The 14399-nt window shown below is 42.1% G+C and carries 16 protein-coding genes; 12 read left to right on the top strand and 4 right to left on the bottom strand.

Annotated elements, in window-relative coordinates; genetic code table 11:
• Nucleotides 1-84 precede the first annotated feature (84 nt).
• Entirely contained in the window at nt 85-414 is a 330-nt protein-coding gene (locus tag ACN0T8_RS03920) for a hypothetical protein (protein WP_417879333.1), read from the bottom strand.
• 525 nt (nt 415-939) lie between these two features.
• On the opposite strand from ACN0T8_RS03920, the gene nrdR reads away from it, so the two are divergent.
• The 9 genes from nrdR (at nt 940) to ACN0T8_RS03875 (ending at nt 7546) form a co-directional block, all read left to right on the top strand.
• Nucleotides 940-1389 carry a transcriptional regulator NrdR gene (gene nrdR / locus ACN0T8_RS03915; protein ID WP_027696875.1) on the top strand — a complete coding sequence of 150 codons (450 nt, stop codon included), beginning with the start codon at nt 940-942 and terminating at the stop codon, nt 1387-1389.
• 31 nt (nt 1390-1420) lie between these two features.
• The gene (gene ribD / locus ACN0T8_RS03910) at nt 1421-2572 is read left to right on the top strand and encodes a bifunctional diaminohydroxyphosphoribosylaminopyrimidine deaminase/5-amino-6-(5-phosphoribosylamino)uracil reductase RibD (RefSeq protein WP_417879332.1); all 1152 of its coding nucleotides are present in this window, start codon (nt 1421-1423) and stop codon (nt 2570-2572) included.
• Between the two features lie 22 nt (nt 2573-2594).
• A complete protein-coding gene (locus ACN0T8_RS03905; protein ID WP_417879331.1) occupies nt 2595-3251 on the top strand; it encodes a riboflavin synthase in 657 nt (218 codons plus the stop codon).
• 74 nt (nt 3252-3325) lie between these two features.
• Nucleotides 3326-4435, top strand: coding sequence for a bifunctional 3,4-dihydroxy-2-butanone-4-phosphate synthase/GTP cyclohydrolase II (ribBA, locus tag ACN0T8_RS03900; protein ID WP_417879330.1), 1110 nt, complete (start codon nt 3326-3328; stop codon nt 4433-4435).
• Nucleotides 4436-4592: 157 nt separating this feature from the next.
• Nucleotides 4593-5060: a 6,7-dimethyl-8-ribityllumazine synthase gene (ribE, locus tag ACN0T8_RS03895; RefSeq protein WP_027696879.1), complete on the top strand. Its 468-nt coding sequence runs from the start codon at nt 4593-4595 to the stop codon at nt 5058-5060.
• 21 nt (nt 5061-5081) lie between these two features.
• Nucleotides 5082-5549, top strand: coding sequence for a transcription antitermination factor NusB (gene nusB / locus ACN0T8_RS03890; RefSeq protein ID WP_417879329.1), 468 nt, complete (start codon nt 5082-5084; stop codon nt 5547-5549).
• 84 nt (nt 5550-5633) lie between these two features.
• Nucleotides 5634-6629 (top strand): thiamine-phosphate kinase, encoded by a 996-nt coding sequence (thiL, locus tag ACN0T8_RS03885; protein ID WP_417879328.1) that lies wholly within the window; start codon nt 5634-5636, stop codon nt 6627-6629.
• A gap of 36 nt (nt 6630-6665) precedes the next feature.
• Nucleotides 6666-7178 carry a phosphatidylglycerophosphatase A gene (gene pgpA / locus ACN0T8_RS03880; protein WP_417879327.1) on the top strand — a complete coding sequence of 171 codons (513 nt, stop codon included), beginning with the start codon at nt 6666-6668 and terminating at the stop codon, nt 7176-7178.
• A 20-nt stretch (nt 7179-7198) separates the two neighbouring features.
• Nucleotides 7199-7546 carry a putative quinol monooxygenase gene (locus tag ACN0T8_RS03875; RefSeq protein WP_417879326.1) on the top strand — a complete coding sequence of 116 codons (348 nt, stop codon included), beginning with the start codon at nt 7199-7201 and terminating at the stop codon, nt 7544-7546.
• A gap of 78 nt (nt 7547-7624) precedes the next feature.
• On the opposite strand, the gene dxs is transcribed toward ACN0T8_RS03875, so the two are convergent.
• The 3 genes from dxs to xseB are packed head-to-tail and all read right to left on the bottom strand — an operon-like array spanning nt 7625 to nt 10652.
• A complete protein-coding gene (dxs, locus tag ACN0T8_RS03870; RefSeq protein WP_417879325.1) occupies nt 7625-9493 on the bottom strand; it encodes a 1-deoxy-D-xylulose-5-phosphate synthase in 1869 nt (622 codons plus the stop codon).
• Between the two features lie 27 nt (nt 9494-9520).
• Nucleotides 9521-10405, bottom strand: a complete 885-nt coding sequence (ispA, locus tag ACN0T8_RS03865) for a (2E,6E)-farnesyl diphosphate synthase (protein ID WP_417879324.1) — start codon at nt 10403-10405, stop codon at nt 9521-9523.
• A 1-nt stretch (nt 10406) separates the two neighbouring features.
• The gene (gene xseB / locus ACN0T8_RS03860) at nt 10407-10652 is read right to left on the bottom strand and encodes an exodeoxyribonuclease VII small subunit (protein ID WP_417879323.1); all 246 of its coding nucleotides are present in this window, start codon (nt 10650-10652) and stop codon (nt 10407-10409) included.
• A gap of 243 nt (nt 10653-10895) precedes the next feature.
• Between xseB and thiI the strand changes: the two genes are divergently transcribed.
• The 3 genes from thiI to ACN0T8_RS03845 all read left to right on the top strand — a co-directional run bounded on the left by thiI (nt 10896) and on the right by ACN0T8_RS03845 (nt 14387).
• Nucleotides 10896-12344, top strand: a complete 1449-nt coding sequence (gene thiI / locus ACN0T8_RS03855) for a tRNA uracil 4-sulfurtransferase ThiI (RefSeq protein WP_417879322.1) — start codon at nt 10896-10898, stop codon at nt 12342-12344.
• A 448-nt stretch (nt 12345-12792) separates the two neighbouring features.
• Nucleotides 12793-13746, top strand: a complete 954-nt coding sequence (locus ACN0T8_RS03850) for a transcriptional regulator GcvA (protein ID WP_417879321.1) — start codon at nt 12793-12795, stop codon at nt 13744-13746.
• Nucleotides 13743-14387 carry an alpha/beta family hydrolase gene (locus ACN0T8_RS03845; RefSeq protein ID WP_417879320.1) on the top strand — a complete coding sequence of 215 codons (645 nt, stop codon included), beginning with the start codon at nt 13743-13745 and terminating at the stop codon, nt 14385-14387. The genes ACN0T8_RS03850 and ACN0T8_RS03845 overlap by 4 nt, the downstream gene beginning before the upstream one ends.
• Nucleotides 14388-14399: the final 12 nt, after the last annotated feature.

Below are 14399 nucleotides of genomic sequence, written 5' to 3'. Positions count from 1 at the left end.
AAAAGCCTCAGTTTGAACATTCAAACTGAGGCTTTAAAATTTTCTCGAAACTCGAAACTCGAAACTCGAAACTCGAAACTGAATTTAGTCGTTTTTGTTAATGCTGATCATCGAGCCAGACTTACATTTGAACATGTAGTAACGAGAGCTTTCGTTAAATTGGCCTAGACCTTCACCTGAACAGTAAGAAGCATTTAGATTACGCATGGTGTCTAAAGTTTTCGCGTTGTCCATTGCAAACTTAGAGCCGTCAGCACAAACGATACGAACTTTACCATCATCACTAGTAGAGAATATTTTCACTTCAGTGTTACATAGTTCAAAAGATGCATCTAAGTAGTTATCTTCTTGTGTGGTGCTTGAACAACCTGATAAGGCCAATACTAGCAACCCTGCTAATCCTACATATTTCATATTGTTACTTCCTATATTTATCCGTGGAGATAATAACCGGATCAAAATGTGAATGATTGTGAGCGCATACAATAGGAGCTAGGCAATCACTGAAACTGTTATACCCAAGTAACCTCAAGATGCAAGTTTCAGCAAGAATAAAACAAGCTATAGGCAAGGCAAATTGAATATAATCATAGTTATTCTATCTTTGTTCAATTTAACGCCGCATAACGCTTGTTTTAACTTGCCCTTCGGGAGCGTCATCCAAACCTCTTCTTTTTATAAGAGATAGACCGCGTTGCTTACATTCCTTCGCCAATCTTTCTTGCCTAAAGGTCTGGATGATAGCTCTGAATTTTGCATCTTGAGTTCACTTGGGTATACGTAATTGTAACCTTATCGTTAACTTTGCTCAACTTAGGGGGAAATTTATTCGATAATGATGAACCGACCCTCGCGGTATAGTCGCTAAGCCTAGTGATTTCGGATAAACTAAAGCAATAATAATGAATATAAACATTACTCTGACTCGAGGGAGAGAGGATGCACTGCCCATTTTGTTCTGAAAATGATACCAAAGTAATTGATTCGCGCTTAGTTGCCGATGGTCATCAAGTACGCCGTCGTCGCCAATGTCTTGCTTGTAGTGAGCGTTTTACTACTTTTGAAAGCGCAGAATTAGTGATGCCTAAGGTGATAAAAACTAATGGTAATCGTGAACCTTTTGATGAAGATAAAATGATTGGTGGTATTCAACGTTCGCTGGAAAAACGTCCAGTCAGTGCCGATGCTATTGAATTATCGATCAGTACCATTAAATCAAAATTGCGCGCTACCGGTGAACGTGAAGTACCGAGTGAAATGATTGGCAACTTAGTGATGGAACAACTTAAAACTCTCGATAAAGTTGCCTATATTCGCTTTGCTTCGGTTTACCGTAGTTTTGAAGATATCCGCGAATTTGGCGAAGAGATCGCACGCTTAGAAGATTAATCGTTTTGCCTTCAGATATTGGAATAAAGTTATGACTCAAGCTGTGTTTTCTGCCTTTGATTATCAAATGATGACTCAAGCGATCGCCTTGGCAAATCAAGGGGTTTATACTACTGCGCCAAATCCTAACGTTGGTTGTGTAATCACTAAAGATCAGACGCTGATTGGGCAAGGCGCGCATCTTAAAGCAGGGCAACCTCATGCGGAAGTTCATGCCTTGCGTCAAGCTGCTGAACAAGCCACTGGTGCAACCGCCTATGTAACTTTAGAGCCTTGTTCTCATTATGGTCGTACACCACCTTGCGCAGAAGCATTAATTAAAGCCCAAGTGGCTCGGGTAGTGTGTGCAATGCAAGATCCTAATCCGCAAGTGGCAGGTCGAGGGATTAAAATGTTGCGTGAAGCTGGCATTCAAGTGGATGTCGGTTTGCTTGAGCAAGATGCCATTAATCTTAATCCTGGTTTTATTAAACGAATGAAAACCGGGATGCCATTTGTGCAACTTAAATTGGCCGCCAGCCTTGATGGTAAAACTGCACTGGCGAATGGCAATAGCCAATGGATTACCAGCCAGAAAGCACGTCAAGATGTACAAGCTTACCGAGCCAAAGCTGGTGCAATTCTGTCTACCGCTAAAACGGTGGTGGATGATAACGCATCGCTCAATGTTCGCTGGCAAGATCTTCCTGAGTCAATTCAAGCGGTTTATCAACAAGATTCGTTGCGTCAGCCTGTACGAGTTGTGCTCGATCGACAAGCTAAGTTGCAAGGCTATGAATATGCCGATTTAAAATTATGGCAGCAACAAGGTGAGATTCTAACTGTGCATGATTCAGATGGTGAAGCGCCACATTCCTTAAAGTCTAGCCAACAATCGGTAGCCGCTAAGGTGGTTGGTCAACAATTTGATTTACCAAGTGTATTAAAGCAACTTGCTGATGAACATAATATTAACCATATATGGGTCGAAGCTGGCGCGCAGTTAGCCGCGAGTTTAATCGAGCAAAATTGTGTTGACGAATTGATTGTTTATCTTGCACCAAAATTGATGGGCACCGATGGTCGTGGTTTAACTCAACTATGTGGCCTAAGCTCAATGAGTGATGTGATCGAACTTGATATTCAAGATATGCGCATGGTAGGCAGTGATATTCGCTTAACTGCAACCATCAAGCAAAAATAGAATTTAATGAGAAAGAGACGTTATGTTTACAGGAATTGTTGAAGCGGTCGGTACTATCTTAGCGATCACCCCTAAAGGTGAAGATGTCACTATTAAGGTTGATGCAGGTCAGCTTGATATGTCGGATGTACACCTAGGTGATAGTATCGCAACTAATGGTGTTTGCCTGACGGTAGTAGAGTTTGATCAACGCAGTTATAGCGCTGATTTATCATTAGAAACCTTAAAACGCACGGGTTTTTCACAATATCAAGTGGGCGAAGCAGTTAACTTAGAAAAAGCCATGTTACCTTCAACCCGTTTTGGTGGACATATTGTTTCTGGTCATGTCGATGATGTGGGGGTGATTGTCGATCGCCAACCCGTAGGCCGTGCGATGGAATATTGGATTGAAGTACCAAGCCATCTCGCTCGTTACATTGCCGAGAAAGGCTCTGTCACCATTGATGGCATTAGTTTAACCGTCAATGATGTGCGTAAAAATGCCTTTAAAATCACAATTGTTCCGCATACTTCACAAGAAACAACGGTTAATAGCTTTGTGGTTGGACGAAAAGTCAATTTAGAAGTCGATGTGATCGCCCGTTATTTAGAACGATTAATTACCGGTAAAGCGGAAGAAGAGACGCCAGTTTCTCGCGTTACTATGGACTTATTGCAAAAAAATGGTTTTGCTTAACCTTATTTAATTTAACTTTATTTTCGGGTTATTGGTAGCCAAGTCAGCATCAGCAGAATAGTTAGGAATTCAATATGCCAATTAGCAGTTCAAAAGAAATTATTGATGATATACGTTTAGGCAAGATGGTTATCTTGATGGATGATGAAGATCGTGAAAACGAAGGCGATCTTATTATTGCTGCAGAACATATCACGCCAGAAGCAATTAACTTTATGGCCACTCATGGTCGTGGTTTAATCTGTCTTACCCTGACAAAAGAGCGTTGTCATAACCTAGGCTTACCGCCAATGGTGCAAGATAATAATGCTCAGTACACGACTAATTTTACTGTATCAATTGAAGCAGCAGAAGGCGTAACAACCGGTATTTCAGCAGCGGATCGCGCAGTAACCGTTCAAGCTGCGGTGGCTAAAAATGCTAAAGCAGCAGACCTAGTACAACCGGGTCACATTTTCCCGCTAGCGGCACAAGATGGTGGCGTGTTAACCCGAGCAGGGCATACTGAAGCAGGTTGTGACTTAGCGCGCCTAGCAGGCTTAGAACCAGCTTCTGTTATTGTGGAGATCTTAAATGATGACGGCACCATGGCACGTCGTCCAGATTTAGAAGTGTTTGCTGAAAAACACGGCATTAAATTAGGTACTATCGCGGATTTAATTGAATACCGTAACAACACAGAAACGACCATTGAACGTGTGGCGGAATGTAAATTACCGACAGAGTTTGGTGAGTTTGATCTAGTGACTTACCGCGACACGATTGATAACCAAATTCACTATGCGTTACGCAAAGGTAATGTGATCGATAATGCTTGTTTAGTTCGTGTTCACCTGCAAGATACATTCACCGATTTATTGCATTCTAATCGTTCAAGTGATCGTAGTTGGTCTCTGGATGCGGCAATGAAGCGCATTAACCAAGAAGGCGGTGTGTTAGTTATTCTAGGCAAAGAAGAAACCGCAGAATCAATCGTTCATAAAGTCAAAGTATTCGAGCAACAAGATAATGCCACTGCGCCAGTGATGGCGAAAAAGCAAGGCACGTCACGCCGTGTAGGGGTAGGCTCTCAGATCCTTGCGGATTTAGGCGTAAAAGATATGCGCTTGTTATCGTCATCGGATAAACGTTACCACGCACTATCAGGTTTCGGTTTGAATGTTGTGGATTATGTAACGGAATAACGTTTTTCGGAATCTCGTTACTCGTTGCTTGAAAAAACTTTTATTCGAGTCACGAGCTTCCGAGCAACGAGAAACGAATTACCAATAGATATCGCTCACAAATTTATGGTAGAATCCGCCGATTCTCACTCTCTAGAAAATAGTTAAAGGATAACTTATGAAAGTAATCGAAGGTGCTTTTGCCGCTCCGAATGCAAAAATTGCTATCGTTATTTCTCGTTTTAACAGCTTTATTAACGAAAGTTTACTTTCAGGTGCGATTGACACATTGAAGCGTCATGGCCAAGTAAGCGATGACAACATTACCGTTGTTCGTTGCCCAGGAGCAGTTGAATTACCACTTGTTGCACAACGTGTAGCCAAAACTGGTAAGTTCGATGCGATTGTTTCACTTGGTACGGTTATCCGCGGTGGCACGCCACACTTTGATTATGTATGTAGTGAGTGTAATAAAGGTTTAGCTCAAGTGTCTTTGGAATATAGTCTTCCAGTAGCATTTGGCGTATTGACTGTTGATACAATCGATCAAGCGATTGAACGCGCAGGCACCAAGGCTGGTAACAAAGGGCAAGAAGCTGCTCTTAGCGCACTTGAGATGATCAACGTTCTAAATGAAATTAACTAATTTTTTGCAATCTAATTCCTAATGGGGGCTCGCGTGAAACCAGCCGCACGTCGTAATGCACGTCAATTCGCACTACAAGCGATTTATTCTTGGCAAGTCACTAAAGAAAATGTGGCAACTATTGAACATCAGTTTTTAACCAGTGAAAAGTATGATGAAGAAGAGCATCATGCTGGTGAACCTAGCTTAAAAGCACCAGAAACAGATGTTGCTTATTTTCAAGACTTACTGTCAGGTGTCGTGAACACAAACATGGAATTAGACAGCAAGTTACGCCCGTATCTTTCTCGTCCAATGCAAGATTTGGATATGATGGAGTTAGCGTTACTTCGACTTGCAATGTATGAAATGACGAAACGTGATGATGTGCCATACAAAGTGGTTATCAATGAAGCAATTGAGCTTGCAAAAGTCTTTGCCGCAGAAGATAGTCATAAGTTCATCAACGGTGTGCTTGATAAGGCTGCACCGCACGTTCGTAAAAAGTAATTTTCTGAATTATTACCAAAGGTCAGCCAAGTGCTGGCCTTTTTTGTATAATCAGTTTTTTTATGTTCTGTATAGAGTGACTCCATGCCAGGTGAATTTAATCTTATTGATAAATATTTTTCACATCGTCAAGCGAATCGAAAAGATGTTGATTTAGCCTTAGGTGATGATTGTGCATTGGTGTCACCGCCCGATGGTTATCAGATCGCGATTAGTACCGATACGGTGGTATTAGGGACGCATTTTTTATCCAATGCTGATCCAGCTGCTGTTGCTTATAAAGCATTAATGTCCAATATTAGTGATTTGGCCGCAATGGGAGCGACGCCCGCTTGGTTTTCCATGGCGATCAGTTTGCCGGAAATTGATGAAGCTTGGTTAGCACCTTTTTGTGACGCCATGTTCGAGCTGGCGGATGCGCATAATTTACAATTGATTGGCGGAGATACTACCAAAGGTCCATTGAGTATTTCTTTTACTATTCAAGGTTTAGTGCCGAAAGGCCAAGCATTGACACGCAGTGGCGCTCAAGTAGGCGATTGGATTTTTGTGAGTGGTAATCTAGGTGACAGTCAGGCGGGTTTAAGTGTTATTCTCAACCCTGATGATGCGAGTAAGACTCATGCAAAAGAATTAGTATCACGTCACTTTTATGCGCAATCTCGAATTAAGCTCGCTGAACTACTGCGCAACCATGCCACGAGTTGTATTGATATTTCTGATGGATTGATGTCAGATCTTAAGCACGTTTTAAATCGCTCTAAGGTGAGTGCTCAACTTGATATTGCGAGTCTACCTATCACACAGCAAGCTACTGAGTTTTATGGCGATAAGTCGAAAGCACAACTGGCTGCATTAAAGAGTGGTGAAGAATATGAGCTGTGCTTTACTGTCGCTTCTGAAAATAAAGCGGCGTTAAATGACATTGCAGATAAAGCCGGTTGTCAGTTAACTTGCATCGGTCGAATTATCGCACACGCTGAAACTACGCTTTGTGATATCACCCTAGTGAGAAATGGAGTAGCGTTATCGGATGATGATCCTGCCAAACAGGTTCAAGGCTTTAACCATTTTAGTTAATCGTTCTATTAAAATTACAACAAAATAAGGTGCAACATGTCGCACATACCAGATAAGATAAACCCTATCGACTGTATTAAGTTATCTAATCCATGGCATCTATTAGCCGTGGGCTTTGGTAGTGGTTTATCCAAAATTGTTCCAGGAACCATGGGAACCTTAGCTTCTATTCCATTTTATTTATTATTGGTTCAATTGCCGCCGTTCGCTTACGGTATCGTGGTCGTTATCTCCGCTTTAGTTGGCATAACCATTTGCCAGAAAACCTCTGATGATATGCAAGTTCATGATCATGGCGCAATCGTGTGGGATGAGTTCGTCGGTTTTTGGATCACCATGAGCGTAGTGCCTTTGCTGGGATTACCGCATTATGATTGGCAAACCTTGCTGATTGGCTTTGTGTTATTTCGAATTTTTGACATGGTGAAGCCGTGGCCGATTAGTTTACTCGATCGTCATGTCCATGGTGGCTTTGGCATCATGATTGATGATGTGCTGGCGGGAGTTTTTGCAGCGATCAGTTTATGGTTAGTGGTTTTGTATTTATAACGATTATTAAGGGAAGTAAGATGTCTAAGAAAGTATATTGTGTTGCGCAGTTTCAACCAAAAGAAGGCAAGCTAGATGAGTTGTTTGCCGTGCTGCAAGCGTTAGAGCCAAATACTCTACGCGAAGATGGTTGCTTGCAATATGTCGTGACTCGTCACCGTACCAGCCCATTTGCCGGCGGTGAAAGCTACCCAATTGCTTTCCATGAAATCTGGGCAAGCAACGAAGCGTTTGAAGCTCATTGCCAACGTCAAGAAATTGTTGACTTCTTCCAACAACAATGTGTGGCAGAAACCGGTTTAGTAGAAAAGTCGAATGTCGCGGTTTACACCGATGAGCCGAATAACTTTGATTCGCCGAAGTTTTAATTAAACAAGGCAACAATTTAAATAAAAAGTGGCCTGATAGAGAAAACTATCGTGCCACTTGTTTATCACTTCTTTAATTTAACCTAAATAAGCCTTTATCTGCTTTTCAATACCTGCCGCATTCAAACCAAGCTCTTGATACAGCTCATCTTGGGTGCCTTGCTGAACAAAGCGATCAGGCAAACCTAGTTGCAGCACAGGCTTAATTTGCTTGTGTTGCATGAGAAGCTCAATCACACCAGAGCCTGCACCGCCGGCAATCACGTTCTCTTCTAGAGTAACCAATACGTCATGTTCTGCTGCGAGTTTTAGCACTAATCCTTCATCGAGTGGCTTAACAAAGCGCATATCCGCAACAGTAGCATCTAGGCTTTCGGCCGCTTTTAATGCTTCTGGTAAGAAGGTACCGAAAGATAAAATCGCAACTTTCTTGGTCGAGCTTTCTTTGACGATACGACCTTTACCTATTTCAAGCTCAGTCATGTCGGTTTGAATTTCCGTGCCACAGCCGCTGCCGCGAGGGTAACGCACTGCACTTGGACCTTGGTGTTTATGACCAGTGTAGAGCATTTGGCGACATTCGTTTTCATCACTTGGCGCCATGATCACCATGTTTGGAATGCAGCGCATAAAGCTTAAATCAAAGGCACCTTGGTGAGTTTGACCATCTGCGCCAACTAATCCGGCACGGTCAATGGCAAACATCACAGGTAAATCCATGATTGCCACATCGTGGATCAGTTGATCGTAACCACGTTGTAGGAAAGTTGAGTAGATCGCCACAATTGGGTGTTGACCAGCAATCGCCATACCTGACGCAAGCGTGACAGCATGTTGCTCCGCAATCGCCACATCAAAATATTGTTGTGGGAATTCTTTGGAAAAACGCACCATGCCAGAGCCTTCGCGCATCGCGGGTGTGATTGCCATGAGCTTAGGATCTTGCGCGGCCATATCACACAGGAAGTCGCCGAAAATTTTAGAGAAAGTGGGCTTGCCACCGCTGCTTTTCGGCAGTGAGCTTTCTTCTGGGTTGAATTTAGGTACGCCGTGATAACCAATCGGATCTTTTTCCGCTGGCTCATAGCCTTTACCTTTTTTGGTCATCACATGCAAAAACTGAGGGCCTTTTAAGCCGCGCATGTTCTTTAATGTTTTGACCAGCTCTTTAACGTCATGACCATCGATTGGACCAATGTAGTTAAAGCCAAGCTCTTCAAACATAGTTCCAGGAACGACCATGCCTTTTAGATGTTCTTCCGTTCTACGTACCAGCTCTTTAATTGGCGGTACATTTGATAGTACTTTCTTACCACCTTCACGGATGGACGTGTAGAAGTTGCCAGTAAGCAGTTGAGCTAAATGATTGTTAAGTGCGCCAACGTTTTCAGAAATCGACATTTCGTTATCATTTAAGATCACTAGCATATCAGCGTGCACATCACCGGCGTGGTTCATTGCTTCAAATGCCATACCTGCGGTAATCGCACCATCACCAATCACGCTCACCACTTTACGATCTTTACCTTCTTTCTGCGCGCTGATCGCCATACCTAACGCGGCACTGATTGAAGTAGAAGAGTGACCTACCGAAAGCGTGTCATATTCACTTTCACCGCGCCATGGGAAAGGATGTAAGCCATCTTTTTGACGGATAGTCGGCATGCGCTCACGACGACCGGTTAAAATTTTATGAGGGTAGGCTTGGTGGCCCACATCCCAGACCAGTTGATCAAATGGGGTGTTATAAACATAGTGAAGCGCGACAGTCAGCTCAACTGTGCCGAGGCCGGATGCGAGATGGCCACTGGATTGGCTTACTGAATTGAGCAAATAAGTACGTAACTCATCACATAGCGGCGATAAGCTTTCTTTTGGTAAGGTACGCAACTCATCAGGTGTATTGGCAAGTGCAAGTGTTGGATACTTTGATATATCAAGAGTCATAAAATTTTAGCGCTTAATTAGAGTATTTTAATGGCTGCGTTCGACGGCGTATCGAGCGAACTCTTCGAGTGACTGAGTATTGTAAGGTACAGCCTGTAGTGCTTGAAGCGCTTCTTGTAACAAGTCTTGCGCTTTTTGCTGGGCTCCCTCTAATCCTAGCAGAGCAGGATAAGTACTTTTATTTAAATTTTGATCGGAACCTTGAGGTTTTCCTAAGGTTTCGGTGTCGCTAATAATATCTAGGATGTCATCTTGAACTTGGAAAGCAAGCCCGACTGCTTCTGCATAACGGTCTAGATGCGGCATAACTTCAATGCCTTTTTGTCCAGCGCAAAATGCCCCCATACGGATTGCACATTTAATCAGAGCGCCGGTTTTGTTTCTGTGGATCTCTTCTAATTCTCCAATAGAGACTAGGCGATTTTCTGCTTCAAGATCGAGAGACTGACCCATGCACATGCCTAGTGAACCTGAAGCATTGGCCAGTTCTTTGATTAACTGAATACGTTGGGGCTCACTGACTGTAGCTAAAGAACCTTCTGTTAGAATAGTAAATGCAAGAGTTTGTAACGCATCGCCAGTTAAGATCGCGGTCGCTTCATCAAATTCTATATGGCAAGTTGGCTGTCCACGACGCAGTTCATCATTATCCATGGCGGGTAAATCATCATGGATCAATGAATAAGCATGAATACATTCTATAGCTGATGCTGGTGTATCTAATTGCTCTAAAGTTAAGCCAAACATTTGTCCTGTGATATAAACCAAATACGGACGAGCACGTTTACCACCAAGCAGTAAGCCATAGCGCATAGCTTTAGTCAGCGTTTGATTTTGATGCGGAATACTATCTAACCATAAGTTTAGCTGCAGGTTATTTCGTGCTTGGTAGTCAGCCAGTGAAATGCTCATATTAAATGTCACTTTCAGGGTCAAAGGGGATCAGTTCTGACTCATCGTCATTTTTTAGCAAAATCTCAACGCGTTGCTCAGCTTCGGTTAATTTGGTTTGGCTAGAACGAGCAAGGGCAATACCACGTTCAAATTTCTTTAATGCGTCTTCCAAATTTAAATCGCCATTTTCAAGTTGATTAACCAAGGCATCTAGCTCGGTTAATGACGCTTCAAAGCTCATATTTTCAGGTTTTTTGCTCGCCATGTGGATTCTGCTTATATAGAGGATTTGGAAAGGGCTAATTGTATTTGACCTAGCAGAGGTGAAACAAGGGTTAATCTGCTTTTTATCCTAAAATTGGCAGGAAATTGTGGCCTAGAGAGGCTAGATAGGAAATACATTCCGCCTAGATGAATTGTCGTGTATAATTTTGCGCCTTAGTTTTGGCGTTATCTGAATTGAATTTAACCATAATGTCGAATAATCCGATAAAAAGTGAATCATGATATGAAGTTTATTGTAAAACCCCATCCAGAAATTTTTGTTAAAAGTGACTCGGTTCGTAAGCGTTTCACTCGCACACTGGAGCGTAATCTTCGCAATATAATCCAGCGTGAAACAGAATCTGTAGCGGTATTAAACCGTCGTGATCACATTGAAATCGCTGCCAATAGCGATGAATATTACGATAAAGTACTTGAAATTATCACTCATACTCCCGGTATTCATCACTCGCTTGAAGTGTTGCAGTCTGAGTTTACCGACTTACACAATATCTATGAGCAAGCGCTAGAACAAAGCCGCGAACTTATTGAAGGAAAAACCTTTGTCGTGCGTGTTAAGCGCCGTGGTCAGCATGATTTTACTTCGATTGAAGTTGAACGTTATGTTGGTGGTGGTTTAAACCAAGCGGTTGAATCTGCTCGTGTGAAATTGACTAAGCCAGAAGTGACCGTCAATTTAGAAATCGCCAATGATAAGCTGAACCAAGTGATCGCTCGCCATAAAGGTTTAGGAGGGTTCCCTCTTGGTACTCAAGAAGATGTATTGAGCTTAATCTCTGGTGGTTTTGATTCAGGCGTTTCCAGTTACCTACATATCAAACGGGGTTCTAAAACCCATTACTGTTTTTTCAATTTAGGTGGTCCTGCGCACGAAATCGGCGTGAAGCAAGTCGCACACTTCTTATGGAAGAAATATGGTTCTTCAGCCAAAGTGAAGTTCATCGCGGTAGATTTTGAGCCAGTAGTGGCTGAAATTCTAGAAAATATTGATGACGGCCAGATGGGGGTAGTACTTAAGCGTATGTTTATGCGTGCAGGTGGTATGGTTGCTGAGAAGTTCGGTATTGAAGCATTAGTGACTGGTGAGGCATTAGGTCAAGTATCAAGTCAGACGCTAACTAACCTGCGTTTGATTGATAATGTGACGGATACTTTGATTCTTCGTCCTCTGATTAACTGGGATAAAGAAGATATTATCAATGTTGCTCGTCAAATCGGCACCGAAGATTTTGCTAAAGTGATGCCAGAATACTGTGGTGTTATCTCTAAAAAGCCAACGGTGAAAGCAGTTAAAGCAAAACTAGAAAAAGAAGAATTGAACTTCAACTTCGATATTCTTGAGCAAGTGGTTGCCAATGCCCGCGTGATGGATATCCGTGATATTGAAACGGAAAGCCAAGAGCAAGCGCCGGAAGTAGAGCAAGTCGCTGAAATTTCCGAGCAAGCGGTCGTTCTTGATGTTCGTAGCCCGGATGAAGAGGATATGAATCCATTAGAAATTGATGGTGTTGAGATTAAACACCTACCTTTCTATAAGTTAGCAACTCAGTTTGGCGACCTTGATCAGAGTAAGCAATACTTATTGTACTGTGACCGTGGTGTGATGAGCCGTTTGCAAGCCTTGTACCTCAAAGATTTAGGTTATGACAATGTTAAAGTCTATCGTCCTTAACTAAGGAGGATAGAATAAAGAAAAACGTCGGCTTTTTAGTCGACGTTTTTTTATATCAATCACATTTATTTGATGGTTTTCAGGAACAAAAAAAACACAGTTAGAATAAATCTAACTGTGTATAAATTTGATTCACTATCAAATAATCAGGAATCAATGGTAATGAGGGAGTATTACCACTGGTCATAAAACTCAACAGAGTTAATGCAAACACAACATTAGCATTAGTTAATCACAGATTTATAGGTTTGGAATAAATGCTGTAACTCATTAATGTGTTATGAAATATAGAGTTTTCATGGCACTTCAGCAATGGACAATTTATAATGCTTCACATGAGAAAAATTAATGCGTAATAATTTTGTTATCCCCGAGTGAATTCTACACCTTGAAGTCACTTAGGTATAAAACAATGCTGTCATTTGACTACTAAATAAAGGTTTGATTTATGGCTAGACGTTTACCTCCTTTGAATTCATTACGTGTGTTTGAAGCCGCGGCTCGATATTTGAGCTTTACTCGCGCGGCAGAAGAACTTTTTGTTACACAAGCGGCGGTCAGCCACCAAGTAAAAGCATTAGAAGAATTTTTAGGTATCAAGCTATTCAGACGTCGTAATCGATCTTTATTGCTGACAGAAGAAGGGCAGAGTTACTTTTTAGATATCAAAGATATTTTTACTTCAATTTCTGATGCTACCGATAAGGTGTTAGAGCGCAGTGAAAAGGGCGCATTAACTATTAGTTTAACACCTAGTTTTGCTATTCAATGGTTAGTCCCACGTTTAGCCGACTTTAACGCTCAAGAGCCCGATATCGATGTGCGGATCAAAGCGGTTGATATGGATGAAGGGTTGCTTTCCGACGATGTTGATGTAGCGATCTATTATGGTCGTGGCAATTGGCCGGGTGTGCGTGCGGATAAACTGTATTTAGAGTGTTTGATTCCAGTTTGTTCGCCACAACTGTTACTCGGTAGTAAGCCATTAAATTGTTTAGCCGACATAAAAAACCATACCTTGCTGCACGATAGCTCGCGTAAGTATTGGAAGCAGTTTACTAAAGAGCATAATATTGAAGGCGTTAACGTTAATCACGGTCCAATATTTAGTCACTCAACCATGGTGATCCAAGCAGCAATGCATGGCCAAGGCATTGCGCTAGTGAATAATGTTCTTGCTCAACCAGATTTAGATTCCGGTCGTTTAGTACAGCCATTTGATGAAGTTTTGATCAGTAAAAATGCTTTCTATGTGGTGTGTGATGTTAAGCAAGCTGATGTTGGACGCGTGGCAACGTTCCGAGACTGGATGCTTAGTAAAGCCGCTAGTGAGCAAGATCAACTACTCGATGAAATCGGTGAAGAAATTGGCACTATCAGTAGTATTAAGGATAAAGCATGAATCTAGAGTCACAACAACATAAAATCATAATTGATGGTGATGATAAGGCGGTAGTGACAGTATTACTTGCCCATGGCGCTGGCGCAGGAATGGATCATGAGTTTATGGCTGACATAGCTGAAAGATTAGCGGCTCACGGAGTAAGGGTCGTTCGATTTAATTTCCCTTATATGGTGATTCGCGCGCAAAATGGTAAAAAAAGGCCGCCTGATCGTGCTCCAAAATTATTAGCAGATTTTGAAGAAAAAATTAACACTTTTCACCGCGAAGGGCAGTATTTATTTTTGGCAGGTAAGTCGATGGGCGGGCGGATGGCCAGTCATTTATCAGAGCATCCATTAGTAACTGGGGTGATGTGTTTAGGCTTTCCTTTTCATCCACCGGGTAAGCCTGAGAACTATAAAGGCGAACATTTAGTCAATATCACTAAACCAACGTTAATTTTACAAGGTGAACGCGATACTTTTGGCACTAAAGAGGAATGTCAGTCATTTGCTTTTTCTGATTCCATTCATGTCGACTTTATTCCCGATGGCGATCATAGCTTAAAGCCTAGAGTAAAATCCGGCTTTACTGAGCAAGCTAATCGAGCATTGGCGGTTAGCAAAATGATGGCCTTTATTGAAAATCATACTCAGTGATATAGGAGAAAA

This window comes from Vibrio sp. (genome assembly GCF_048266485.1).
In the GTDB taxonomy this organism is placed as follows: Bacteria; Pseudomonadota; Gammaproteobacteria; order Enterobacterales; family Vibrionaceae; genus Vibrio.
This window is presented reverse-complemented; position numbering and strand designations above follow the sequence as displayed.

Excerpts from the sequence above, each read along its gene's own strand:
- ACN0T8_RS03905 (WP_417879331.1), top strand. The coding sequence starts at position 2,595 with ATGTTTACAGGAATTGTTGAAGCGGTCGGTACTATCTTAGCGATCACC.
- dxs (WP_417879325.1), bottom strand. The coding sequence starts at position 9,493 with ATGACTCTTGATATATCAAAGTATCCAACACTTGCACTTGCCAATACA.
- pgpA (WP_417879327.1), top strand. The coding sequence starts at position 6,666 with ATGTCGCACATACCAGATAAGATAAACCCTATCGACTGTATTAAGTTA.
- ACN0T8_RS03920 (WP_417879333.1), bottom strand. The coding sequence starts at position 414 with ATGAAATATGTAGGATTAGCAGGGTTGCTAGTATTGGCCTTATCAGGT.
- thiL (WP_417879328.1), top strand. The coding sequence starts at position 5,634 with ATGCCAGGTGAATTTAATCTTATTGATAAATATTTTTCACATCGTCAA.
- ribE (WP_027696879.1), top strand. The coding sequence starts at position 4,593 with ATGAAAGTAATCGAAGGTGCTTTTGCCGCTCCGAATGCAAAAATTGCT.
- ribBA (WP_417879330.1), top strand. The coding sequence starts at position 3,326 with ATGCCAATTAGCAGTTCAAAAGAAATTATTGATGATATACGTTTAGGC.
- nusB (WP_417879329.1), top strand. The coding sequence starts at position 5,082 with ATGGGGGCTCGCGTGAAACCAGCCGCACGTCGTAATGCACGTCAATTC.
- ACN0T8_RS03850 (WP_417879321.1), top strand. The coding sequence starts at position 12,793 with ATGGCTAGACGTTTACCTCCTTTGAATTCATTACGTGTGTTTGAAGCC.
- xseB (WP_417879323.1), bottom strand. The coding sequence starts at position 10,652 with ATGGCGAGCAAAAAACCTGAAAATATGAGCTTTGAAGCGTCATTAACC.
- ACN0T8_RS03845 (WP_417879320.1), top strand. The coding sequence starts at position 13,743 with ATGAATCTAGAGTCACAACAACATAAAATCATAATTGATGGTGATGAT.
- nrdR (WP_027696875.1), top strand. The coding sequence starts at position 940 with ATGCACTGCCCATTTTGTTCTGAAAATGATACCAAAGTAATTGATTCG.
- thiI (WP_417879322.1), top strand. The coding sequence starts at position 10,896 with ATGAAGTTTATTGTAAAACCCCATCCAGAAATTTTTGTTAAAAGTGAC.
- ACN0T8_RS03875 (WP_417879326.1), top strand. The coding sequence starts at position 7,199 with ATGTCTAAGAAAGTATATTGTGTTGCGCAGTTTCAACCAAAAGAAGGC.
- ribD (WP_417879332.1), top strand. The coding sequence starts at position 1,421 with ATGACTCAAGCTGTGTTTTCTGCCTTTGATTATCAAATGATGACTCAA.
- ispA (WP_417879324.1), bottom strand. The coding sequence starts at position 10,405 with ATGAGCATTTCACTGGCTGACTACCAAGCACGAAATAACCTGCAGCTA.